Annotated in this window: 20 protein-coding genes and 1 pseudogene; 16 read left to right on the top strand and 5 right to left on the bottom strand. The window is 71.3% G+C overall.

Annotation, left to right across the window (positions count from 1 at the left end):
* The first annotated feature begins 24 nt into the window (after window positions 1-24).
* The 6 genes from AC3ANN_RS10690 (at window position 25) to AC3ANN_RS10665 (ending at window position 5,121) form a co-directional block, all read left to right on the top strand.
* Window positions 25-519, top strand: a complete 495-nt coding sequence (locus AC3ANN_RS10690) for a GNAT family N-acetyltransferase (protein WP_488337383.1) — start codon at window positions 25-27, stop codon at window positions 517-519.
* Between the two features lie 54 nt (window positions 520-573).
* Window positions 574-3,291 (top strand): FtsK/SpoIIIE family DNA translocase, encoded by a 2,718-nt coding sequence (locus AC3ANN_RS10685; RefSeq protein WP_488337382.1) that lies wholly within the window; start codon window positions 574-576, stop codon window positions 3,289-3,291.
* Between the two features lie 37 nt (window positions 3,292-3,328).
* Window positions 3,329-3,901 (top strand): CDP-diacylglycerol--glycerol-3-phosphate 3-phosphatidyltransferase, encoded by a 573-nt coding sequence (gene pgsA / locus AC3ANN_RS10680; RefSeq protein ID WP_488337381.1) that lies wholly within the window; start codon window positions 3,329-3,331, stop codon window positions 3,899-3,901.
* A complete protein-coding gene (locus AC3ANN_RS10675) occupies window positions 3,898-4,407 on the top strand; it encodes a CinA family protein (protein ID WP_488337380.1) in 510 nt (169 codons plus the stop codon). The genes pgsA and AC3ANN_RS10675 overlap by 4 nt, the downstream gene beginning before the upstream one ends.
* Window positions 4,408-4,555: 148 nt before the next feature.
* Complete coding sequence (locus AC3ANN_RS10670; protein WP_109211855.1) at window positions 4,556-4,864, top strand: helix-turn-helix domain-containing protein; 309 nt, start codon at window positions 4,556-4,558, stop codon at window positions 4,862-4,864.
* Between the two features lie 32 nt (window positions 4,865-4,896).
* Window positions 4,897-5,121: a DUF3046 domain-containing protein gene (locus tag AC3ANN_RS10665; RefSeq protein WP_488337379.1), complete on the top strand. Its 225-nt coding sequence runs from the start codon at window positions 4,897-4,899 to the stop codon at window positions 5,119-5,121.
* 20 nt (window positions 5,122-5,141) lie between these two features.
* Here AC3ANN_RS10665 and AC3ANN_RS10660 read toward each other — a convergent pair whose 3' ends face one another.
* Window positions 5,142-5,672, bottom strand: coding sequence for a dihydrofolate reductase family protein (locus AC3ANN_RS10660; RefSeq protein WP_488337378.1), 531 nt, complete (start codon window positions 5,670-5,672; stop codon window positions 5,142-5,144).
* A gap of 323 nt (window positions 5,673-5,995) precedes the next feature.
* On the opposite strand from AC3ANN_RS10660, the gene recA reads away from it, so the two are divergent.
* The 5 genes from recA to AC3ANN_RS10635 all read left to right on the top strand — a co-directional run bounded on the left by recA (window position 5,996) and on the right by AC3ANN_RS10635 (window position 10,817).
* The gene (recA, locus tag AC3ANN_RS10655) at window positions 5,996-7,048 is read left to right on the top strand and encodes a recombinase RecA (protein WP_488337377.1); all 1,053 of its coding nucleotides are present in this window, start codon (window positions 5,996-5,998) and stop codon (window positions 7,046-7,048) included.
* Window positions 7,048-7,725: a regulatory protein RecX gene (locus AC3ANN_RS10650; RefSeq protein ID WP_488337376.1), complete on the top strand. Its 678-nt coding sequence runs from the start codon at window positions 7,048-7,050 to the stop codon at window positions 7,723-7,725. The genes recA and AC3ANN_RS10650 overlap by 1 nt, the downstream gene beginning before the upstream one ends.
* Before the next feature lie 86 nt (window positions 7,726-7,811).
* A complete protein-coding gene (gene miaB, locus AC3ANN_RS10645; protein ID WP_488337375.1) occupies window positions 7,812-9,362 on the top strand; it encodes a tRNA (N6-isopentenyl adenosine(37)-C2)-methylthiotransferase MiaB in 1,551 nt (516 codons plus the stop codon).
* A gap of 76 nt (window positions 9,363-9,438) precedes the next feature.
* Window positions 9,439-10,398, top strand: coding sequence for a tRNA (adenosine(37)-N6)-dimethylallyltransferase MiaA (miaA, locus tag AC3ANN_RS10640; protein ID WP_488337374.1), 960 nt, complete (start codon window positions 9,439-9,441; stop codon window positions 10,396-10,398).
* Complete coding sequence (locus tag AC3ANN_RS10635) at window positions 10,395-10,817, top strand: GNAT family acetyltransferase (protein ID WP_488337373.1); 423 nt, start codon at window positions 10,395-10,397, stop codon at window positions 10,815-10,817. The genes miaA and AC3ANN_RS10635 overlap by 4 nt, the downstream gene beginning before the upstream one ends.
* Here AC3ANN_RS10635 and AC3ANN_RS10630 read toward each other — a convergent pair.
* Entirely contained in the window at window positions 10,804-11,343 is a 540-nt protein-coding gene (locus AC3ANN_RS10630; RefSeq protein WP_488337372.1) for a MarR family winged helix-turn-helix transcriptional regulator, read from the bottom strand. The two genes, AC3ANN_RS10635 and AC3ANN_RS10630, sit on opposite strands and share 14 nt — an antisense overlap.
* On the opposite strand from AC3ANN_RS10630, the pseudogene AC3ANN_RS10625 reads away from it, so the two are divergent.
* A pseudogene (locus AC3ANN_RS10625) lies at window positions 11,267-11,659 on the top strand (nuclear transport factor 2 family protein); the annotation flags it as partial. The gene AC3ANN_RS10630 and the pseudogene AC3ANN_RS10625 sit on opposite strands and share 77 nt — an antisense overlap.
* Here AC3ANN_RS10625 and qcrB read toward each other — a convergent pair.
* A complete protein-coding gene (gene qcrB / locus AC3ANN_RS10620; protein ID WP_488340816.1) occupies window positions 11,630-13,354 on the bottom strand; it encodes a cytochrome bc1 complex cytochrome b subunit in 1,725 nt (574 codons plus the stop codon). The pseudogene AC3ANN_RS10625 and the gene qcrB overlap by 30 nt on opposite strands.
* 113 nt (window positions 13,355-13,467) lie before the next feature.
* On the opposite strand from qcrB, the gene dapF reads away from it, so the two are divergent.
* Window positions 13,468-14,340, top strand: coding sequence for a diaminopimelate epimerase (gene dapF / locus AC3ANN_RS10615; RefSeq protein ID WP_488337371.1), 873 nt, complete (start codon window positions 13,468-13,470; stop codon window positions 14,338-14,340).
* Between the two features lie 14 nt (window positions 14,341-14,354).
* Here dapF and AC3ANN_RS10610 read toward each other — a convergent pair whose 3' ends face one another.
* A complete protein-coding gene (locus tag AC3ANN_RS10610) occupies window positions 14,355-15,002 on the bottom strand; it encodes a class I SAM-dependent methyltransferase (RefSeq protein WP_488337370.1) in 648 nt (215 codons plus the stop codon).
* A gap of 148 nt (window positions 15,003-15,150) precedes the next feature.
* Between AC3ANN_RS10610 and hflX the strand changes: the two genes are divergently transcribed.
* Entirely contained in the window at window positions 15,151-16,668 is a 1,518-nt protein-coding gene (hflX, locus tag AC3ANN_RS10605; protein WP_488337369.1) for a GTPase HflX, read from the top strand.
* Window positions 16,669-16,672: 4 nt separating this feature from the next.
* Here the strand turns inward: hflX and AC3ANN_RS10600 are convergent, their stop codons facing one another.
* Window positions 16,673-18,610 carry a S9 family peptidase gene (locus AC3ANN_RS10600; protein WP_488337368.1) on the bottom strand — a complete coding sequence of 646 codons (1,938 nt, stop codon included), beginning with the start codon at window positions 18,608-18,610 and terminating at the stop codon, window positions 16,673-16,675.
* Window positions 18,611-18,837: 227 nt separating this feature from the next.
* Between AC3ANN_RS10600 and AC3ANN_RS10595 the strand changes: the two genes are divergently transcribed.
* Both AC3ANN_RS10595 and metE read left to right on the top strand, forming a co-directional pair.
* Entirely contained in the window at window positions 18,838-19,800 is a 963-nt protein-coding gene (locus AC3ANN_RS10595) for a methylenetetrahydrofolate reductase (RefSeq protein ID WP_488337367.1), read from the top strand.
* Window positions 19,797-22,133 carry a 5-methyltetrahydropteroyltriglutamate--homocysteine S-methyltransferase gene (gene metE / locus AC3ANN_RS10590; RefSeq protein WP_488337366.1) on the top strand — a complete coding sequence of 779 codons (2,337 nt, stop codon included), beginning with the start codon at window positions 19,797-19,799 and terminating at the stop codon, window positions 22,131-22,133. The genes AC3ANN_RS10595 and metE overlap by 4 nt, the downstream gene beginning before the upstream one ends.
* The last annotated feature ends 3 nt before the right edge of the window (window positions 22,134-22,136 follow it).

Here is a 22,136-nt window from a genome sequence, read left to right as displayed (position 1 = left end):
ATACCGCGCTCGTAGACTCCATGCATGCCGCCCGCCTTCCGCCTCCGCCCCGCCGCGCAGGCCGACGGCGCCTTCCTCGGCGACATGGTCGTCGAGGCGGCGAACTGGCGTCGCGGCGGCGCGCGGCCGCGGCACGAGATCATCACGGGGTCGGAGCACAGCCGCTACCTCGCCGGCTGGATGCGGCCGGGTGACGCGGGGTTCGTCGCGCAGGACGTCAGCGGCGAGCCGGTCGGGGCGGCGTGGTACCGGCTGCTGCCCCGCAGCGACCCGGGGTTCGGGTACGTCGGCACCGGCGTGCCCGAGCTCATCATCGGCGTGCGGCCGATCTGGCGGGCCCACGGCGTCGGCAGGGCGCTGCTGCAGCGGCTGTGCGAGCACGCCGGAGCCCAGGGCTTCGCACGGATCAGCCTGAGCGTCGAGCGCGACAACTTCGCGACAGGCCTCTACCGCAGCGAGGGCTTCGCAGTCGTGCGAGGCGGAATCGGCCGCGACACGATGGTCAAGCGCCTCCGCTGACGCATCCCGGCGTGCTTGCCCCGAAAAGTCGCGCGACCGCCGTACCTTGGAGTAATGCCCAGGAGCACCAGCCCGACCAAGGGATCGAGCGCGTCCTCGCGCGCGTCCGGCGCGGGCGCGGCCGGGGCCTCGTCGTCCCGCGCCCGCAAGCCCGCCCCGGCGCCCAAGAAGTACGTGAACGAACCCGACAAGCCCCCCGTCGTCGTGCGCGCGTGGCTGGGCCTCGCTCACGCGACGGGCGGACTCTTCCGGGCGTTCGGGCCCGAGACCCTCGAGAAGGACCAGCGTCGCGACGGCTTCCCGTTCCTGCTCGTGCTGCTGGCGATCGCCGGCGCCGTCAACGAGTGGTTCTTCATCGGCAGCGACGTCGCAGCGACCATCAGCGCCTACTCGGTCGGCGGACTGCTCGGGCGCGAGGCGTTCGTCCTGCCCGTGCTGCTTCTCCTGCTCGCCGGGTGGATGTTCCGTCATCCGTCGTCCGTGCACGACAACGGACGCGTCGGCATAGGCTTCGCCGTGATCATCCTGACGATCGCCGGGTTCTGCCACGTCGCCGGCGGGCGCCCGCAGCCGAGCGAGGGCCTTCCCGCGCTGAGCGAGGCCGGTGGCCTGTTCGGCTGGATGCTGGGCGAGCCGCTCTCCCTCGTGCTCACCGACGTGGGCGCGTACATCGCGCTGTCGCTGCTGGCGGTGCTCGGCATCCTGATCCTCACCAAGACGCCTCCCAACCGCATCGGCAGGCGCCTCGGCGAGCTGTACGCGTGGATGTTCGGCGCCGAGCCCGCCGAGGAGAAGACGACGACGGATGCCGCACCCGCCGCGGACGACGACGCAGACCCGTCGCTGCCGTGGTGGCGCCGCAACAAGACCGGTCGCGAGAAGGACCCCGAGGGCGGGATCGGCTCGCAGGATCTCACCGAGCTGCTTCCGCCGGGACCGGTGAACGGCGGCTTCGAGCAGGCGATCGCGCCGCCCGTGCCGCCGCCCCCGGCGCCCGTGGTCGCGACCGACGCGCTGACCGAGGTCATCGACCCGGCCTTGCTGTCCGCCGCCAGGGCGGCGGCGCCGTCGCGCACGTCGCTGCGCGGCGACTCCGACACCGGCCCGGTCGAGGACGACGGCGTGCTGCCGGGTCTCGACGGCATCGGCTCGACGACGTCCGCCGACTCGTCGGCCCCGTACCGGCTGCCGTCGGTCCACGCGCTCGCGGCTGGCACGCCGCATGTCGCGCGCTCCCAGGCCAACGACGACACGGTGCGCGCGATCACGAGCGTGCTCGAGCAGTTCTCGGTCGACGCGCGTGTCACCGGATTCTCGCGCGGTCCGACCGTCACCCAGTACGAGATCGCGCTCGGTCCGGGCGTCAAGGTCGAGCGCATCACGGCGCTGACCAACAACATCGCCTATGCGGTGGCCTCCAACGAGGTGCGCATCCTGGCGCCCATCCCGGGCAAGAGCGCGATCGGCGTCGAGATCCCCAACGCCGACCGCGAGATCGTGACCCTCGGCGACGTGCTGCGCTCAGCGGCCGCGACGAACCAGACGCACCCCATGACGATCGGCGTCGGCAAGGACGTCGGCGGTGGGTACGTCGTCGCGAACCTCGCGAAGATGCCGCACCTCCTGGTCGCGGGCTCCACCGGCTCGGGCAAGTCGAGCTTCGTGAACTCGATGATCACGAGCCTCCTCATGCGCGCGAAGCCCGCCGACGTGCGCATGGTGCTGATCGATCCGAAGCGCGTCGAGCTCACGTCGTACGCGGGCGTCCCGCACCTCATCACGCCCATCATCACGAACCCCAAGAAGGCCGCCGAGGCGCTGCAGTGGGTCGTGAAGGAGATGGACATGCGGTACGACGACCTCGCGTCGTTCGGCTTCCGTCACATCGACGACTTCAACAAGGCCGTCGTCGCCGGCGAGATCACGCTGCCTCCGGGGAGCGAGCGAGTGCTCAAGCCGTACCCGTACCTGCTCGTGGTCGTCGACGAGCTCGCCGACCTCATGATGGTGGCGCCTCGCGACGTCGAGGACTCGATCGTGCGCATCACGCAGCTCGCCCGGGCCAGCGGCATCCATCTCGTCCTCGCGACTCAGCGTCCGTCGGTCGACGTGGTCACCGGCCTGATCAAGGCCAACGTGCCGTCTCGCCTGGCGTTCGCGGTGACGAGCGTGACCGACTCCCGCGTCATCCTCGACCAGCCCGGCGCCGACCGCCTCATCGGGCAGGGCGACGGTCTGTTCCTCCCCATGGGGGCGTCGAAGGCGCTGCGCGTCCAGGGCGCCTGGGTGAGCGAGCAGGAGATCGAGACCGTCGTCAAGCACGTCACGGCGCAGGCGCGCCCCGAGTACCGCAACGACGTCGCCGCAGTGGCGGAGAAGAAGGAGATCGACGCCGACATCGGCGACGACCTCGAGCTGCTGCTCGCCGCGGCGGAGCTGGTCGTCTCGACGCAGTTCGGCTCGACCTCGATGCTGCAGCGCAAGCTCCGCGTGGGCTTCGCGAAGGCCGGACGCCTCATGGACCTGCTGGAGTCGCGCGAGATCGTCGGCCCCTCCGAGGGATCGAAGGCCCGCGACGTGCTCGTCACGGTGGAGCAGCTCCCTGGCGTGCTGGCCCGGCTGCGCGGCGACGACGTGCCCGACGCGGCGCCCGCGGCGGCCGCGCCCGATCCGTACGGGACGGATGCCGTCGCGTCGCAGTTCGACGGCTATCCGGTGGTCGACGGCGACGAGGGCTCCGAGGACGCGTGGGGGCTCACCGGCCGCGACTGATCCGTCGCGCGCCGGGGCCGGCCGATAGGCTCGAAGCATGGCGATCCCGCGGCAGCTGCCCAATGCGATCACGATCGTGCGCATCCTGTGCGCTCCGGTGTTCCTCTGGATGCTCCTCGCCGACGGCGGGACGGACGGGGCGCTGCGATGGTGGGCCGCGGCGCTGTTCATCGTGGCGATCGCGACGGACGGCCTCGACGGCTACCTCGCCCGCCGGCACGAGATCGTCACGGATCTCGGCAAGCTGCTCGATCCCGTCGCCGACAAGGTTCTGACGGGCTTCGCGTTCGTCGGGCTGTCGATCCTCGGCGAGCTGCCGTGGTGGATCACGATCGTGGTCCTCGTGCGCGAGATCGGCATCACCGTCTACAGGTTCGCCGTGGTCAGCGACCACGTGCTGGCGGCGGCGTGGATGGGAAAGCTCAAGACCGTCGCGCAGGCGGTCGCGCTCTCGCTCGCGCTGCTGCCGCTGTGGACCCTCGTCGGCGAGTGGATCTGGTGGGTGAACGGCGTCGCGATGGCGATCGCGGTCGTGCTCACGATCGCGAGCGGAATCGACTACGTCGTCAGCGAGGCGCGGGCAGCACGCGCGCGGCGCGCCCCGAGATGACCGGCGTGGCTGGGGAGAGGCATCCGTCGTCGCCCTTGCCGGAAGCCGAGGAGGTGCTGGCAGGGCTCGCGCGTCGCGGGTGGACGGTCGGCACTGCGGAGTCGCTCACGGCCGGGCTCGTCGTGGCCGCCCTGGTCGATGTGCCGGGGGCGTCGGCGAGCGTGCGGGGCGGGGTCGCCGCGTACGCCACCGAGGTGAAGGCGACGACGCTCGGAGTCGACCGCGACCTGCTGGCCCGCGTGGGCGCGGTCGACGAGGAGGTCGCGCGGCAGATGGCCCACGGTGCCCGTCGGATGCTCGAGGTCGATGTCGCGATCGCGACGACCGGCGTCGCCGGGCCCGACCCGCAGGACGGACGACCCGTCGGGACCGTGTACGTCGCCGTCGCGACTCCGGATCGCGTCGTCATCCGGCACCTGGCGCTGACGGGCACGCGCCGCGAAATCCGGGAGGCGACCGTCCTGGCCGCCCTTCGGCTGTGCGCGGACGCCCTGGGAATCGGATGACGGACCTCGGGAACAGACGGTGTTTCGTCTCGGTTACATTCGGTGATTCCCACCCATTGCTCAGCGCACGGGGTTAGATTGGCATCAACCGGTGATGTACTGTTGTCCACCCGGACACGCGGAATCTGAAGTGAGGAGGGGGCCCGCCATGATCCTGGTTCGTCAAGAGATCGGCGAAGTGCTTCGTGATTTCCGCCAGCAGAAGGGTCGCACCCTCCGGCAGGTGGCGAGCCGCGCCAGTGTCGCGCTCGGTTACCTGAGTGAGGTCGAGCGCGGTCAGAAGGAGGCGTCGAGCGAGATCCTCGCATCGGTCGCCGAAGCACTCGACGTCCCCATCTCGACCATCATGCGCGAGGTGGGCGATCGCATCTCGGTGCTCGAGGGACTGCAGACCTTCCCCGACGTCGTGCCCGACGACCTGGTCGCGTCGGTCGACGCCGAGCTGTCGCTGCGCTGAGCGCATCCGATCGAGTCGTTCCCGGGAGCACCGTGCGCCGAAGCGAGTTCAACCGTGCGGTCGAGGACGAGTTCGGCGGCCGGTCGACCGCGATCCTGACCGATCTCGTGCTCTCGCAGGTCGGTGGCCGGACCGCTGCGGAGGCGATCTCGGCCGGCGTGCCGCCGCGTGACGTGTGGCTCGCACTGTGCGAAGAGCTCGACGTCCCGGTGGCGCGCCGCTACGGCGTCGGCCGGCTTGAGCCGCGCTCGCGCTGACTCGGCGTCGCACCGCCGCTTCAGGGCGTGTCGGACGCGTTCTTCGGTGAGCCGACGGCGTACTCGAGGAGCGCGATCCCGGTCGTCGGGTAGACCCGATGGGCCATCAGTCGCAGGTGGTGTCGGGTAGCCGGCCTGGGAAGGAACGGCACTCCATCGCCGAGCACGATCGGGACGATCGCCGGCTCGATCGAATCGACGAGCCCATCCGCAAGCAGCGAGCGGAACAGCTCCCCGCCGCCGAAGAGCCAGATGTCCTTCCCGGTCTCGCCCTTGAGCTCGGCGACTCGGCGCGCGACGTCGTCTGCGATCACGGTGAGCGAAGGGTGGGCGGCGGGGTCGAGGGTGGTCGACACCACCACCGTTCGCCCTTGCCCGGCCAACGCGCCGGACGCCTCCCATGTGCGCCGTCCCATCAGGAACGTGTCGAACTGCGCGAACAGAGCCTCGAAGTCGATGTCAGGATCCATCGGGATCCACGAGGCGTCGCCCCCGGGCGCCGCGATGAAGCCGTCCAGGCTGACTGCGACTTGATAGCGCAATCTCCGCATGGCCACACGCTAACCATCCGCGCACGGTGCGACCAGGGTGCAGCACGAGAGCGCTTCGGCGACGAACCGGACACCCGGGACCAGGCAGCAGATGCTGCGCGGCGTGTCGTCGAATATGTGTTCGAGATCGGCGTAGGCTCCTCCACAGCAGGAGTCGAGGACGTGTCTGTCCACGGATCGGGAGGAGCGAAGACGGATGTCGGAGCCCACTCGTAACGTGATCCACGTCGAACGACACCTCACGCCTTGTCGCAGCATCCGTCCCACCCGGGGCGGAGCGCGACAGCCTACAGGCGACGGAACGCGAGCATAAGGAGCACGCCATGCCCTCAGCAGTTGACCGCGAGAAGGCCCTCGAATCGGCCCTCGCCCAGATCGACCGGCAGTTCGGAAAGGGCTCGGTCATGCGACTGGGCAGCGATGAGCGTGCGCCTGTCGAGGTCGTTCCCACCGGCTCCATCGCGCTGGACGTCGCCCTCGGCATCGGCGGCCTGCCCCGTGGCCGCATCATCGAGATCTACGGGCCGGAGTCGTCGGGTAAGACGACGCTGACCCTCCACGCGATCGCGAACGTGCAGCGCGCCGGCGGCATCGCCGCGTTCATCGACGCCGAGCACGCGCTCGACCCCGACTATGCGCAGAAGCTCGGGGTCGACATCGACTCGCTCCTGGTGTCGCAGCCCGACACGGGTGAGCAGGCGCTCGAGATCGCCGACATGCTGGTGCGCTCCGGCGCCATCGATCTCGTCGTGATCGACTCGGTCGCCGCGCTGGTGCCGAAGGCCGAGATCGAGGGCGAGATGGGCGATTCCCACGTCGGTCTGCAGGCGCGCCTCATGTCGCAGGCGCTGCGCAAGCTCACCGGTGGCCTCAACCAGACCAACACCACGATGATCTTCATCAACCAGCTGCGCGAGAAGATCGGCGTGTTCTTCGGCTCGCCCGAGACGACCGCCGGTGGTAAGGCGCTCAAGTTCTACGCGTCGGTGCGCCTCGACATCCGTCGCATCGAGACGCTCAAGGACGGCACCGACGCGGTCGGAAACCGCACGCGCGTCAAGGTTGTCAAGAACAAGATGGCGCCGCCGTTCAAGCAGGCGGAGTTCGACATCCTGTACGGCGTCGGCATCTCACGCGAGGGCAGCCTCATCGACTTCGGCGTGGAGCACGGCATCGTCAAGAAGTCGGGTGCGTGGTACACGTACGACGGCGAGCAGCTCGGTCAGGGCAAGGAGAACGCACGCAACTTCCTCATCAAGAACGAGGATGTCGCGGCCGAGATCGAGTCGAAGATCAAGACGAAGCTCGGCATCGGCGTGCCCAAGGGCGCGGACGCACCCGTCAGCGACGAGCTGGCGGCCCGCCGTCCTGCCTGATGGTCCGTTTCCACGACAGTGACGGGGGCGAGCAGCAGGACTCGCTCGCCCCCGTGATCCCGCTCTTCGGCGGCGAGACCCCGGTTCGATCCGGCGGCACGGCCGCGGGCGCAGCCTCCTGGAATGCGACGTGGGCCGATGATCCGGATGACGTCGACGTGTACGGGAAGGGCGCGGGCGAGTCCTCCGACGATCTCCGAGACCGGGCCGAGAAGACTCTGCTGAAGAAGCTGCGCACGCGATCGCTCTCGGTCGTCGAGGCTCGCGCCGTCGTCGCCGAGCAGGGTCTCGACTCCGACGCGGCGGAGGAGCTGCTGCAGGCCTTCCTCGATCGCGGCTATCTCGATGACGCGGCGCTCGCCGAGCAGCTGGTGCACGCGGGCACCGACCGCAAGGGGCAGGGGCGCCGCGTGATCGCACAGACGCTCGCCAAGCGCGGAGTGCCGCGCGAGGTCGCCGAGGCTGCGCTCGCGGCACTGCCCGATGACGATGCGGATCGCGCGCTCGAATACGCGCGCTCCAAGGCGCCCGCGATGCGCGACCTCGATCGCGACGCCGCGCTGCGACGACTGAGCGGCCAGCTGGCGCGTCGTGGCTACGGCGGTTCGGTCGCGTTCGACGCCGCGCGGCGCGCACTCGACGAGCAGGGCTCCGGGGCGCGGGTCCGCTTCCGCTGACCCATCGTCACGGCGTCTCCGGCAGAACCGCGGTGTCGCGTGCCCGACGGCCGCGCACCCAGGGCCGGATCGTAGAATGGCCCATCATGTCTTCTCCTTCCGCTTCACCGACTCTCATCGCGTCGTCGCCTGCCGCGATCGGCGTCGACGGCCACGCGCGCACGTATGAAGTGCGAACGTTCGGCTGCCAGATGAACGTGCACGACTCCGAACGACTGTCGGGGTCCCTCGAGAGCGCGGGCTACGTCCGCGCGGAGGCGGGCGAAGAGGCGGACGTCGTCGTCATCAACACATGTGCGGTCCGAGACAACGCCGCCGGCAAGCTCTACGGCACGCTCGGCCATCTGAAGTCGCGCAAGGACAAGCGCGGCGGCATGCAGATCGCCGTCGGAGGATGCCTTGCGCAGATGGACAAGCAGGCGGTCCTCGAGAAGGCGCCCTGGGTCGATGTCGTGTTCGGCACGCACAACATGGGCTCGTTGCCGAGCCTGCTCGAGCGCGCGCGCCACAACGGCGAGGCCGAGCTCGAGATCCTCGAGTCGCTGGAGGTCTTCCCGTCGACGCTGCCGACCAAGCGCGACAGCGTCTACAGCGGCTGGGTGTCGATCTCGGTCGGCTGCAACAACACCTGCACGTTCTGCATCGTGCCGAGCCTGCGCGGCAAGGAGAAGGACCGCCGTCCCGGCGACATCCTGAACGAGATCCGCCTGCTCGTCGACGACGGCGCCATGGAGGTCACACTCCTCGGGCAGAACGTCAACTCGTACGGCGTCGAGTTCGGCGACCGTCAGGCGTTCGGCAAGCTGCTGCGCGCTACGGGCGAGATCCCGGGCCTCGAACGCATCCGCTTCACGAGCCCGCACCCCGCGGCGTTCACCGACGACGTGATCGACGCGATGGCCGAGACCCCCGCGGTCATGCCGCAGCTGCACATGCCGCTGCAGTCCGGCAGCGACCGCATCCTCCGCTCCATGCGCCGCTCGTACCGCAGCGAGCGGTTCCTCGGCATCCTCGACCGCGTGCGCGCGAAGATCCCGCACGCGGCGATCTCGACCGACATCATCGTCGGATTCCCGGGCGAGACCGACGAGGACTTCGAAGACACGATGCGCGTGGTCGAGCAGGCACGCTTTGCGAGCGCGTTCACGTTCCAGTACTCGATCCGCGAGGGCACGCCGGCAGCCACGATGCCCGACCAGGTGCCGAAGTCGGTCGTGCAGGAGCGCTACGAGCGGCTCGTGGCGCTGCAGGAGCGCATCTCGCTCGAAGAGAACCAGAAGCAGCTCGGGCGCGAGCTCCAGGTCCTCGTGTCGACGGGCGAGGGCAAGAAGGATGCCGAGACCCACCGCTTGACCGGACGCGCCGAAGACAACCGGCTCGTGCACTTCGAGGTGCCCGCCGGCTCCGATGTGCCGCGTCCCGGCGATGTCGTGTCGGTGGTGGTGACGCACGCTGCACCATTCCACCTGCTGGCCGACGCGCCCGACGGCGCGCCGCTGCGCATCCGCCGCACGCGCTCGGGCGATGCGTGGGACCGCTCGCAGGCGGAGTCGTGCGCCATCCCGGCGCCTGCTGCCGAGCCGGGAGCGCCCCGCGCCGTCTCGCTCGGCCTCCCGACGCTGCGCGTCGGCGTGTGAGCACGCCGACCCCCCGCGACCGCGAGCCGCTCGCGCTGCCGAATCCTGCTTCCACGGCCGGAAGATAAGACAGCGCATGCAGGAATCAGCAGCGCCAGCAGCGGATGGGCGGGAATCCGACGCGCGTCGGCGTCTGTGGGCGATCGTCGGGGCGACCGGCACCGGCAAGACCGCGCTCTCGCTGGATCTGGTCGAGACGCTCGCCGGACGGGGACGCCCGGCCGAGATCGTCAACGCCGATGCGATGCAGCTGTACCGCGGCATGGATATCGGCACGGCCAAGCTGCCGCCGGGCGAGCGGCGCGGCATCCGTCATCATCTGTTGGATGTGCTCGACGTCACCGAAGACGCGGCGGTGGCCTGGTATCAGCGGGCCGCGCGAACCACGATCGGCGAGATCCATGCGCGGGGAGCGGATGCCGTGCTCGTGGGCGGGTCGGGGCTGTACGTGTCGAGCGTGCTCTACGACTTCCGCTTTCCGCCGCGCGATGAGAGCGTGAGAGGGCGTCTCGAGGCCGAGCTCGACGCCGAGGGTCCGGGGGCGCTCTTCGCTCGTCTGCGCGCGATCGACCCCGCGACGGCCGAGCGGATCGACCCGCGCAACGGCCGCCGCATCGTCCGCGCGCTCGAGGTCCTCGAGCTGGGGGAGCGCACGCACGGCGCGGCGCTGCCGGAGGCGCCGGTGCTGTGGCATGAGCCGACGACGATCATCGGTGTGGGCCTTCCGCGCGACGAGCTCGTCCACCGCCTCGACCAGCGGGTCGACGCGATGTGGCGCGAGGGCCTTGTCGACGAGGTGCGGGCGCTGCGGGAGCAGGGGCTCGAACGCGGTGTCACCGCTCGCCGTGCGATCGGCTACGCGCAGGCGCTCGCCCAGCTGTCGGGTGAGACGACCGAAGCCGAGGCGGTCGCCGAGACCAAGGCGCTGACCCGCCGCTACGCGCGTCGTCAGGTGTCGTGGTTCAGGCGCTACGACGGCGTGCGATGGGTGACGCCGGGAACGGCCGCGACCGCCCTGGCAGACTCGATCGCATGACGATCGACATCCGCCCGTTCGACATCGCCGAGACGGAAGCCGTCGTGTCGCTCTGGCAGGCGGCCGGACTGACGCGTCCATGGAACAACCCCTACCAGGACATCCGACGCAAGCTCGCGGTGCAGCCGGAGCTCTTCCTCGTCGCCGTCGCCGACGGCGCGATCGTGGGTTCTGTGATGGCCGGATACGACGGACACCGCGGCTGGCTGTACTACCTCGCAAGCGACCCGCAGCGGCGTGGCGAGGGCATCGGCCGCCGGCTCGTCGAGGAGGCCGAGGAGCGGCTCCAGGCGATGGGGTGCCCCAAGGTGCAGCTCATGGTCAGGCCCGACAACAACGGCGCGCAGGGCTTCTATCGCGAGCTGGGGTACGAGCCGTTCGACACCTGGGCGACGGGCAAGCGCCTCATCGCGGACTGACTTCTCCGCCGCGAGGCGCAACATCCGTCGTCGAGACGTTCGCCGCGGTCGCTGTCGGATCGGGGACGGCACGCCGGTCGACGCGCCCTGCCAGGCCGAGGACGTCGAGGATCGCCCGCATCGCATCCTCCGCCACGGCGACGTGGGCGTCGCCGACGGCCGCGGTGACGCGCGCGAGCAGGTCGGCGCGAGACGCCCGCGCGACCTGGATCGCCTCGAGCCCACGTGCCGACAGCGTGAGCGATCGTCGGCGCGCATCGTCGGGGTCGGCGTTGCGATCGATGTAGCCGAGGCGCTCGAGCTCGGCGACCGTCTTCGACATCGCCTGCTGGGTCACCGCGAGCGATCGCGCGATCTCGGTGACGGTCCGGTCGCCCGCCAGCAGGCGCTGCACGACGTAGCCGTGCCTCGCGCGTAGACCGTGATGCCCCGCGCGCTCCAGCGCCGCGATGACGTGCCCGTCGATGGCGCCCCCTGCCAGTGACGCGAGATCGATGAGGGTCGGGGCCACGCGAGGCAGAGTCACACAACCATGGTTGTGTATTATCGGGCGCATGGCAAGCATCGATGACACCGTTCGCCGATATTTCGCTGTGGTCGCCGACCTGTCCTCGACGGTCGACGACCTTCACGCGATCGTCGGCCCCGACGCCCGCTTCCGCGAGATGCCCAACCCCATCGCGCCCGCGGGCGCCGTGCGGGACCTCACGCAGACGACCGAAGGATTCCTCGCAGGCAAGCGGCGGCTGTCGGCCCAGCGGATCGACATCGACGAGATCCTCGTGGTGCCCGATGACCGCGCCGTCGTGCGGTCAACGTGGCGGGGCCGCATCGGCGAGACCGACATCGTCTCGCACATGGCCGGATTCCTTCGGATCCGCGACGGACGCATCGTCGAGCACATCACCTACGACTGCTACGAGCCGTTCGCCCTCGGCGGCTGACAGCGATCGGTCACTCGCGTCGAGGCGACCGCCGGCGTAGAAGTCCCACAGGTGCACGCGCAGTCGCTGCGCGAGCGTGCGGCGACCGAGCGCGTCCGGGCCCAGCTGCGGCGGAGGCGGCGCGTCCGGCGGCGCGATGCGCGCCCGTTCGCTCTCGTCGAGCGGCTGGTGCACCTCGACGTACTCGCCGCCGGGCAGACGCACGACGCGGCCCGTCTCGAAGCCGTGGGCGAGCAGATCGAGATCCTTGCGCTGAAGTCCGAGGCACACCCTGCGCGCGATGGAGAAGCCGACGACCGGGCCGACGATGAGTGCCACCTGCAGCGCGGTGATGACGTGCTCGATGCTGATCGAGAACGCCGTCGCGAGGATGTCGGCGCCACCGGCCGCCCACAGCACGCCCGCGAACACGAGCCCGGCGACGCCGATGCCGGTGCGCGTGGCCGCGTGCCGCGGACGGTCGAGCAGGTGGTGTTCGCGGCTGTCGCCGGTGACCCATTCCTCGAGGAACGGGTACGCCGCGACCACCGCGAAGAAGAGGCCGACGACCGCAAGGGGCACGAGCACGGCCAGCGTCCACGTGCGGTCCAGCCACACCACCTCCCATCCTGGGGGGACGAGGCGCAGCGCGCCGTCGAGGAACCCGGTGTACCAGTCCGGCTGGCTGCCCGCCCCGGCGTTGCCGGGGTCGCCCGGACCGTAGAGCCAGATCGGGCTCACGGTGACGGTGGCCGAGATGAGCAGGAGCAGGCCCCCGACGATGACGCCGAGACCACTCGCGCGGGCGACAGCGTTCGGGACGAGCGGAACCCCGACGACGTTCTGCTCCGTCCTCCCGCGGCCGGGGAACTGTACAGGCCCGTGGCGCCACGCCGCGAAGGCCCGCAGGGCGAGCGCCACGATGAGCGCGCCCGGGAACAGCACGATGTGCAGCGGGTACAGGTGCTCGATGACCTGCCCGGGGAAGGAGCCGCCGAACAGCAGGGATGCCAGCCAGGTCCCGATGACCGGGATGCCGAGCACGATGCCCTCGACGATGCGCAGGCCGGTGCCCGACAGCATGTCGTCGGGCAGGGCGTATCCGCTCCAGCCGCTCGCGACCGCAGCGAGGAAGGCGACGAGCAGCAGCACCCACATCGCTCGCCGCGGCCGACGGAAGGCGCCGGTGAAGAACGTCGCCACGAGCTGGAGCACCAGCGACGCGGGCAGCAGCAGCGCAGCCCAGTGATGTGCCTGACGCAGGAGCCGGCCACCCGGCACGTCGAAGGTGATGCGCATCGTCGACGCGAACGCCTGGGAGACCTCGGCGCCGTGCAGCGGCGCGTGCGAGCCGGTGTAGATCGTGAAGTCGCTCGACGGCGAGTAGAAGAACATGAGCACGAAGCCGGTGACCGTGACCACGATGAGGCTCGCGACCGTGACCACGCCGAGGAGGTTCGTCCAATGCGTGGGAACCCGCCGCCGGCGGAGCTCGGCTGAGATGTCACCGATCCGCCGGCCGAAGATCGTCGTGTCGTGCACGCGTTCGGCGAGCCGGTCGGTCGCCGATCGGCGTCCCTTCCGCCGGCGTGCCTGCTCCTTCTCGATCGCCATGCTGCGCACGTCGGCCTCCTTAGCTGGGCTCACCCATACGACACCGCAGGGCTCCGAAATGTGACAGCCGCGGGGGCGGCGAGGAGGCGCGACGACGACCCTAGACTGGAGCGATGCCGCAGACGATCGCGTTCACCAAGGGCCACGGCACCGGCAACGACTTCGTGATCGTCCCCGACCCGGATGGGCAGCTGGAGCTGTCCGACGATCAGGTCGCGGTGCTGTGCGACCGGAGATTCGGGATCGGCGGCGACGGCATCCTGCGCGTGGTCCGCTCGAGCGCGATCGACGAGGGGGCCGGGGCCGCGGCATCCGGTGCGGAATGGTTCATGGACTACCGCAACGCCGACGGATCGAAGGCCGAGATGTGCGGCAACGGCACGCGGGTCTTCGTGCGCTACCTCATCGAGGTCGGCTGGGCGACGTGGGACGACGAGGCGATCGCGATCGGCACCCGTGCAGGTGTCAAGACGCTGACGCGCAGCGAGCGCGGCCTCGAGGTCGACCTCGGCGCGTTCACGGTCGACGATTCAGACGTGTTGGTGCGCACGCGCGGCGGCGGGGCCCCGCGCCCGGGCATCGGGGTGGATGTCGGAAACCCGCACGTCGTCGTGGCGCTCCCCGACGAGCGCGAGCTCGAGAGCCTGGATCTGGCGGCCCAGCCGCAGATGCACCCCGAGCCGCCTCACGGCGCGAACATCGAGTTCGTGGTCCCCGCGGACCCGCTGGTGCGGGACGGCGTCGGCTCGATCCGCATGCGCGTGTTCGAGCGCGGTGTGGGCGAGACCCTCAGCTGCGGCACCGGCGTCGCGGCTGCGGCGATCGCGGTGCGTCACTGGGCGGGTCCGGCCGCACCGGATCACTGGGTCGTCGACGTCCCCGGCGGAACGCTGGGGGTGCGGATGCCGGACGTCGGCGGCGAGCGTCACGTGCTGCTGTCGGGACCGGCGACCCTGGTGTACTCCGGCGAAGTGACCCTCGCGTAGCCGCTGCCTGCGGATCAGGTCGAGGGCAGCGCGATCGGCTCGCTCGGCGGCGAGCCGTGGCGGCGCACCTTCAGCACGCGGAAGCCGCGCGCCGTCGCGGCGCGATGGACGCTGTAACCGCGATCGAAAGTGGCCGCGAGCCATCGCTGCAACGAGTCGGACCCGAGGTTGCGCTGCACGACCAGCCACGCGTCGGAGCGCTCGTCGAGGCGTGGGATCCACCGCTCGAGGAGCCCGTGCAGCTCGTGCTTCCCGACCCGGATCGGCGGGTTCGAGCGGATCGTGCGGAACACGATGTCGTCGGGAACATCGTCGGGCCGCATCGCGTTGACATTGACGAGACCGAGCGCCTCGGCGTTGCGCCTCACCAGGTCGAGTGCACGCTCGTTGACGTCGACGGCCCAGATCGTCGCGTGCGGCGCGTCGAACGCGAGGCTCAGCGCGATCGGTCCCCATCCGCATCCCAGATCGAGGAAGTTCCCGCTGGGCGGCGGCGGGGGAGTGTTCGACAGCAGCACCGCGGTCCCGGAGTCCACGTGGTCGGGGCTGAACACGCCGCCGGCGGTCGTCACCTCGACGTCTCGCCCAGCGAGCGTGACGCGGACGCGTCGCAGATTCTCGGGACTGGCGGGCGAGGCACTGAAGTAGTGGTCGCTCCCCATGGCTGACGAGCCTAGCGGAGGAGGTGGGCGGCGTGGGAGAGCCCGAGCCGAACCGGTTCACCGGGCGCAGCTCACCGAGCGGGACTAGAATTCACGGATGCCTCGAACCGGCCGATGAACGCCGGAAAAGGCATCCCGAAAGGAACACATGACGGATATCCAGACACCCCAGAGCACGGACGAGACACCGGTCGACCCGGTGGATCGCGTGCTGGCGCGCGCCGAGGCGCGCTCGGGGGTGCGTGTCTTCGGGGCTGCTCAGGCGCTGCAGGACGACGCCACGATCGGCCGCACCGACACCGACGGCGAGCAGTGGGACCGCGAGGAGCGGGCGGCTCTGCGCCGCGTCCCAGGGCTCTCGACCGAGCTCGAGGACGTCACCGAGGTCGAGTACCGGCAGCTGCGCCTCGAGAACGTCGTGCTCGTCGGAGTGCACGCGCAGGGTGAGACGGAGGATGCCGAGAACTCGCTGCGCGAGCTCGCGGCGCTCGCCGAGACGGCCGGCGCGGTGGTGCTCGACGGCGTGCTGCAGCGCCGTCCCCACCCCGACCCCGCGACCTATGTCGGACGCGGCAAGGCCGAGGAGCTGCGCGACATCGTCGCCGCCGTCGGCGCTGACACCGTGATCGCCGACACCGAACTCGCCGCCAGCCAGCGCCGCGCGCTGGAGGACGTCGTGAAGGTCAAGGTCATCGACCGCACGACCGTGATCCTCGACATCTTCAGCCAGCACGCGAAGAGCCGCGAGGGCAAGGCCCAGGTCGAGCTCGCGCAGCTCGAGTACCTGCTGCCGCGCCTGCGCGGCTGGGGCGAGTCGATGAGCCGTCAGGCCGGTGGCCAGGTCGGCGCGGGCGGCGCGGGCATGGGCTCGCGCGGTCCCGGTGAGACGAAGATCGAGCTGGACCGCCGTCGCATCCGCACGCGCATGGCGCAGCTGCGCCGGCAGATCCGCGACTTCGCGCCCGCGCGCGACGCCAAGCGCGCCGAGCGCAAGCGGCACACCGTGCCGTCCGTCGCGATCGCGGGGTACACCAACGCCGGCAAGTCGAGTCTGCTCAACCGGCTCACGAGCGCGGGCGTGCTCGTCGAGAACGCCCTGTTCGCGACGCTGGACGCCACGGTGCGTCGCTCCGCGACCACGGACGGCCGCGTGTACACGCTGACCGACACGGTCGGGTTCGTGCGCAACCTGCCGCATCAGCTGGTCGAGGCGTTCCGCTCGACGCTCGAGGAGGTCGGCGACGCCGACGTCATCCTGCACGTCGTGGACGGGTCGCATCCCGACCCGGCAGCTCAGCTGGCGACGGTCCGCGATGTGATCGGCGACGTCGGCGCGCGTGACATCCCCGAACTGGTCGTCTTCAACAAGGCCGACCTCATCGACGACGACACGCGCCTTGTCCTCCGCGGGCTCGAGCCGAAGGCGGTCTTCGCGTCGTCGCGCACCGGTGAGGGCATCGCCGAGCTCCGCGAGGCGATCGAGGCGGCGCTGCCGCTTCCCGCGGTCGAGGTGCGGGCGCTCGTGCCGTACGACCGCGGCGACCTGGTCTCGGCGATCCACGAGCAGGGCATGATCCTGTCGCAGCGGCACGAAGAGGGCGGAACCGCCGTCCACGCCCGCGTCGGCGAGCATCTCGCCTCCAGGCTCGCGCCGTTCGCGGTCTGAGCGCTCAGTCGAGCTCGAGCTTCGGCACGCCCGGCGTGTCGAAGCCGAGCACCTGGCCGAGGAACGACAGCTCGGCCTCGAGCGCGCGGATGACGGTCTCGGCGCGGCGGAACCCGTGGCCCTCGCCCTCGAACGCGAGGTACGCACGCGGCACGCCGTTCGCGGCGAGGGCGTCGCGCACCGCCTCGGACTGCGACGACGGCACGACGAGATCGTCGAGTCCCTGTTCGATGAGCAGCGGTGTGCGCAGCCGGTCGAGGTGCGACAGTGGCGAGCGGTCGGCGTACACCTGCTCCGCGTCCGGCAGTGGCCCCACCAGGCCGTCGAGGTAGCTCGCCTCGAAGTCGTGGGTGTCTTCGGCGAGCCGCCGGAGATCGGCGACGCCGTACCGGCTGATCCCGGCGGCGAAGGCCTCGGAGCGGGTGACGGCGCACAGCACGGTCCAGCCTCCGGCAGAGCCGCCCGCGATGGCGACGCGGGCCCCATCGGCGACCCCGGCGTCGGCCAGTCCGCGTGCCGCCGCGACGACGTCATCGACGTCCACGACGCCCCACTGGCCCAGAAGGCGCTCGCGGTATGCGCGGCCGTAGCCGCTGGAGCCGCCGTAGTTGACGTCGAGCACGCCGATGCCGCGGCTCGTGAAGTAGGCGATCCTGCCGGTCGCCGCGCCGCCGACGTGGTCCGTCGGTCCGCCGTGCACGAACACGACGTACGGCGGCAGCTCGCCGTCGGGACCGGTCACGCCGGGGTTCGTCGGCGGGTAGTCGAAGGCGTGCACGGGCCCGCGGGGGCCTGACACCGTCACGGGTTGCGGCTGCGGCATCCATTCGTCGCCCCACGGCGACGACGCGCCGGCGACCACGCGCGCGTCGCCGGGGCGGTCGACGTCGATCTCCCAGAGGCCTGCGCCGCGCGCGCCCGCGCCCTCGAGGAGCACGCGCGTGCCGCGGACGTCCTCGATCGACATACGGGTGACGGCCGGCGCCGGGACGGGGCGCGCCGACCCGTCGGGGTGGAGGAGGACGAGCTCGTCCTCGCCGTTCGTCCGCACGGCGAGGACTCGGCCGTCGTCGAGGGTCGCGAACCAGCGGGGCCCGAGCACCCACAGCGGTCCGCCGGTGTCGGCGTCGGCGGGGGCGACGTGCTCGCGGTGCTCCACCTGCAGGTCCCGCGAGAGCCTGAGCCGCCACAGGTTCCACCGCCCGGTCGGGTCGTCGGCATACAGGAGGGTCGCGGCATCCGCCCACTCCGGCTGCAGCGGCGAGCTCGTGCCGCCCGCCATCGTGCGCCATTGCGTGACACGCCCGTCGTCGACGCGTCCGACGCGCAGCTCGGCGCGGTCCCACGCCATGTCGGGGTGGTTCCACGCGATCCAGGCGAGGTGCGTGCCGCCGGGCGAGAGCGCGGGCTGCGCCACGAAGTCGCTGCCCGCGACGAGCGAGACGACGCGGGGCGGCTCTTCCGCGCCCGACCCGTCGACCGGCAGCTCGACGATGTCGCGCCGCGGTGCGCTGCCGTCGTCGTGGGCTTCGCGCACGGCCAGCAGGCGTCCGCCCTGCAGCGTGAGGCCGCCGTATCGGACGTCACCGTCGTCGGCCGTGAGCGGCCGCGGCGGCGCGCCGGCATCGAGCCGCCAGACCCGCTGGTCGGTCTTCTCGACGAAGAACAGGGCCCCCTCGTCGGTGGCGGTCCACGAGCCGCCGCCGTACTCGTGCACGCGCGATCGCGCGCTCCACGGTGCCGCGAGCACGTCCTCGACGGTTCCGGATGCCGTCCTCCGGCGCACCGCCGTGCGGCCGGCCTCCTCGGGCACCGACTCGCCCCACCACACCTCGCCGCCGACGAACCGTGCGCCGTCGAGGCGCGGGGAGGCCGCCGACACCTCGGCGGCGGACAGGGGAGAGGGCCAGCTGCCGTACGGGAGCACCGCGGGTGTCGTCACGCCACCACGCTACGGCGAAACAGAAGGTCACAGGACGACGACGGTCGCCCGCGCTCCGCTACCGTGGTCGCATCGTCGCCCGGCGCCGCGAATGCGGATGCCGGGCAGGGAGCGACAGCCGAGCCCGGCACCCGCCCGCGATGCCACCCTCCGCCGGACGACCGGCGCACGAGAGGTGCCGCGGCCGCCCGGCCCGAAGTTCCGACCCCCGACCCGAGAAGCTCGCCATGCCGATCGACCTGAGCACTCCTCCCGTGCCCGTCTCGTTCGAGGTCTACCCGCCTCGCTCCGACGCCGGCTTCGCGGCCCTGCACGAGACGATCCGCCATCTCGCGGGGGTGAACCCGCGGTTCATCTCGGTGACCTACGGCGCCGGCGGCTCGACCGGCGGGCGGTCGCTCGAGCTGCTCACGCACATCCTCCGCGAGACGCATGTCGAGCCGCTCGCGCACCTCACATGCGTCGGCAGCACGTACGCCGGCGCGAACGCCCTCATCAGGGAGTTCCTGGATGCCGGCATCACGAGCTTCCTCGCCCTCCGCGGCGACCCGCCGGTCGGTGCGAGCGAAGACGACGCGTTCCTGGGCGACATCGAGAGCGCCGCCCAGCTCGTGCAGCTGATCGACCGCGTGCAGGCCGAGCGGGCGCCGTACACGGAGGCGCCGTTCCCGGGCGTCCCGGGCGCGGTGCGGGTCGAGCAGCGCCCGAAGGTCGACATCGCCGTGGCGGCGTTCCCGAACGGGCATCCGCGCTCACGCCACGCCACCCAGGACATCGACGCGCTGCTGGCCAAGCAGGCGGCAGGCGCGACTCTCGCGATCACGCAGCTGTTCTTCCACGCCGACGACTACCTGGGCTTCGTGGAGCGCGCACGTGCGGCCGGCGTCACGATCCCGATCCTTCCCGGCATCATGCCCGTCACGTCGCCCGTCCGCCTGCGTCGCGTGCTCGAGCTCACGGGGGAGCCGCTGCCCGTCGAGCTCTCGATCGCGCTCGAGATCGAGCCGACGCCCGAGGGGCAGCGCGACGTCGGCGTCGCCCACGCGGCCGAGCTCGCCCGGCGCGTGCTCGACGGCGGCGCTCCCGGCATCCACCTCTACGCCTTCAACAGCCACGACACAGTGCTCGCCGTCCTCCGGGACGCCGGCATCGTCACCTCTCCCGACCCTCACAAGGAGGCCCACCGATGACCGATCCTCGCCCGCCCTTCCCGAACGGCACGATCCTCGGCTACCCGCGCATCGGGCGCCGCCGCGAACTCAAGCGCGCCGTCGAGGCCCACTGGTCGGGCGCCATCGACGAGGCGGCGCTCGAGCGCACCGCCGCCGACCTGCGCCGCGCGACGCGCGAGCGTCTCGCCGCCCTCGGGCTCGGCCGCGACGACTCGTCGATCCCCGAGACCTTCTCGTACTACGACCAGGTGCTGGACGCCGCTGCGGCGGTCGGCGCCATCCCGGAGCGCTTCGCGCCCCTCCGCGAGCCGGACGGCACGGTCGGCCTCGCCGCGTACTTCACGGCGGCGCGCGGAGCGGGGGAGGATGCCCCGCTCGAGATGACGAAGTGGTTCGACACGAACTACCACTACCTCGTGCCCGAGATCGGTCCCGAGACGCGGTTCGCGCTCTCGAGCGACCGGTTCGCACGCCAGGTCGCCGAGGCGACGGCCGATGGGTTCACGGTGCGCCCCGTCATCGTGGGGCCCGTGACGCTGCTCGCGCTGGCGAAGGCGACCTCCGATGCACCCGAGGGCTTCCTGCCGCTGGACCGCCTCGACGACCTGCTCCCGGTCTACGCCGAGCTGCTCTCGAGCCTGCGCGCCGCCGGAGCCGAGTGGGTCCAGCTCGACGAGCCGGCTCTCGCGAGCGAGAGCCTGCCGGTGGTGCCGCAGGTGCTGGCGAATGCCGCGGCGCGCGCCTACGCCGCGCTCGGCGCCGACGGCGACCGGCCCGCGATCCTCGTCGCCGCAGGATACGCTCAACTCTCACCCGAGGCGTGGAGAGTGCTCGCCGCGGCGCCGGTCGAGGCGATCGCGATCGACCTCTCGCGCGGTTCGGTGCCTGATGCGGCTCCCGGACTCGGCAGCAAGACCGTGGTGGGCGGTGTCGTCGACGGCCGCAACATCTGGCGCGGCGACGTCGAGGCGGCGTGGGGTCGTCTCGAAGCGCTCCGCTCCCTCGGCGCCGCCCACGTGAGCGCGGGGACGTCCACCTCGCTGCAGCACGTGCCGCACGACGTCCGGGACGAGCCCGAACTCGCCGAACGCCTCGTTTCGTGGCTCGCCTTCGCCGACCAGAAGACCGAGCAGGTGGTGACGCTCGCGACAGGCCTGGTCGCGGGCCGTGCGGCCATCGCAGACGCGCTGGCCGAGGCATCCGCCGCCCTCGCCGACCGGCGAAGCGCACCCGGGGTGCGCGACGGGGATGTGCGCCGTCGGGTCGCGCAGCTCGGCTCCCCGGACTACTCGCGCGGCGCGTACGCCGACCGGGTGGCTGCCCAGGAGGCGGCGCTGGACCTGCCCGTGCTGCCGACGACGACCATCGGCTCGTTCCCGCAGACCGGCGACATCCGCCGGGCGCGGGCGCGCCACGCCGTCGGCGAGATCACCCGCGACGAGTACGAGCGGTTCCTGCGCGACGAGATCGCGCGTGTCGTCGCGCTGCAGGAGGAGCTCGGCCTCGACGTGCTGGTGCACGGTGAGGCCGAGCGCAACGACATGGTGCAGTACTTCGCCGAGCACCTCGACGGGTTCGCGGTGACGCGGAACGGCTGGGTGCAGTCCTACGGCTCGCGGGCGACGCGCCCCTCGATCCTCTGGGGGGACGTGTCACGCCCCGCGCCGATCACCGTCGCCTGGTCGGCCTACGCGCAGTCGCTCACCGACAAGCCCATGAAGGGCATGCTGACCGGCCCCGTGACGATCCTGGCGTGGTCGTTCGTGCGCGACGACCAGCCGCTCGCCGAGACCGCCGACCAGGTCGCGCTCGCGCTGCGCGACGAGATCACCGACCTCGAGGCAGCCGGCATCCGCATCATCCAGGTCGATGAGCCTGCGCTCCGCGAGCTGCTGCCTCTCAAGCTCAGCGACCAGCCCGCGTATCTCGACTGGTCGGTGGCGTCCTTCCGCCTCGCCACAGCGGGAGCCTTGGCGACCACGCAGGTGCACACGCACCTCTGCTACTCCGAGTTCGACGTCGTCATCGACGCCATCGCGGCGCTCGACGCGGACGTCACCTCGATCGAGGCGGCACGCAGCCGCGGCGAGGTGATCGGCGACATCGCGCAGTCGGGGTTCGCGCACGGCATCGGGCCCGGCGTGTACGACATCCACTCGCCGCGCGTGCCGTCCGTCGGAGAGATCGCAGAGCTGCTCGACCGCACCGTCGCCGAGCTGCCGCTGCGTCAGGTGTGGGTCAACCCCGACTGCGGTCTCAAGACTCGCGGCTACGGCGAGACGGTGGCGTCGCTGCGCAACCTCGTCGAGGCGACGCGCTCCGCGCGCGAGACGGCCGCCGCGCCGGTGTAGCGA

The organism is Microbacterium sp. STRO-2N (assembly GCF_057747775.1).
The sequence above is the reverse complement of the archived record's forward strand: the minus strand, read 5'-3'. Positions and strand labels throughout refer to the sequence as shown.

Bases quoted from the DNA above. Each gene is read 5' to 3' on its own strand.
- miaA (WP_488337374.1), top strand. From the start codon at position 9,439: ATGCAGGAATCAGCAGCGCCAGCAGCGGATGGGCGGGAATCCGACGCG.
- hflX (WP_488337369.1), top strand. From the start codon at position 15,151: ATGACGGATATCCAGACACCCCAGAGCACGGACGAGACACCGGTCGAC.
- pgsA (WP_488337381.1), top strand. From the start codon at position 3,329: ATGGCGATCCCGCGGCAGCTGCCCAATGCGATCACGATCGTGCGCATC.
- AC3ANN_RS10650 (WP_488337376.1), top strand. From the start codon at position 7,048: ATGGTCCGTTTCCACGACAGTGACGGGGGCGAGCAGCAGGACTCGCTC.
- metE (WP_488337366.1), top strand. From the start codon at position 19,797: ATGACCGATCCTCGCCCGCCCTTCCCGAACGGCACGATCCTCGGCTAC.
- AC3ANN_RS10635 (WP_488337373.1), top strand. From the start codon at position 10,395: ATGACGATCGACATCCGCCCGTTCGACATCGCCGAGACGGAAGCCGTC.
- AC3ANN_RS10670 (WP_109211855.1), top strand. From the start codon at position 4,556: ATGATCCTGGTTCGTCAAGAGATCGGCGAAGTGCTTCGTGATTTCCGC.
- AC3ANN_RS10690 (WP_488337383.1), top strand. From the start codon at position 25: ATGCCGCCCGCCTTCCGCCTCCGCCCCGCCGCGCAGGCCGACGGCGCC.
- qcrB (WP_488340816.1), bottom strand. From the start codon at position 13,354: ATGGCGATCGAGAAGGAGCAGGCACGCCGGCGGAAGGGACGCCGATCG.
- AC3ANN_RS10685 (WP_488337382.1), top strand. From the start codon at position 574: ATGCCCAGGAGCACCAGCCCGACCAAGGGATCGAGCGCGTCCTCGCGC.
- miaB (WP_488337375.1), top strand. From the start codon at position 7,812: ATGTCTTCTCCTTCCGCTTCACCGACTCTCATCGCGTCGTCGCCTGCC.
- AC3ANN_RS10675 (WP_488337380.1), top strand. From the start codon at position 3,898: ATGACCGGCGTGGCTGGGGAGAGGCATCCGTCGTCGCCCTTGCCGGAA.
- dapF (WP_488337371.1), top strand. From the start codon at position 13,468: ATGCCGCAGACGATCGCGTTCACCAAGGGCCACGGCACCGGCAACGAC.
- AC3ANN_RS10660 (WP_488337378.1), bottom strand. From the start codon at position 5,672: ATGCGGAGATTGCGCTATCAAGTCGCAGTCAGCCTGGACGGCTTCATC.
- recA (WP_488337377.1), top strand. From the start codon at position 5,996: ATGCCCTCAGCAGTTGACCGCGAGAAGGCCCTCGAATCGGCCCTCGCC.
- AC3ANN_RS10610 (WP_488337370.1), bottom strand. From the start codon at position 15,002: ATGGGGAGCGACCACTACTTCAGTGCCTCGCCCGCCAGTCCCGAGAAT.
- AC3ANN_RS10595 (WP_488337367.1), top strand. From the start codon at position 18,838: ATGCCGATCGACCTGAGCACTCCTCCCGTGCCCGTCTCGTTCGAGGTC.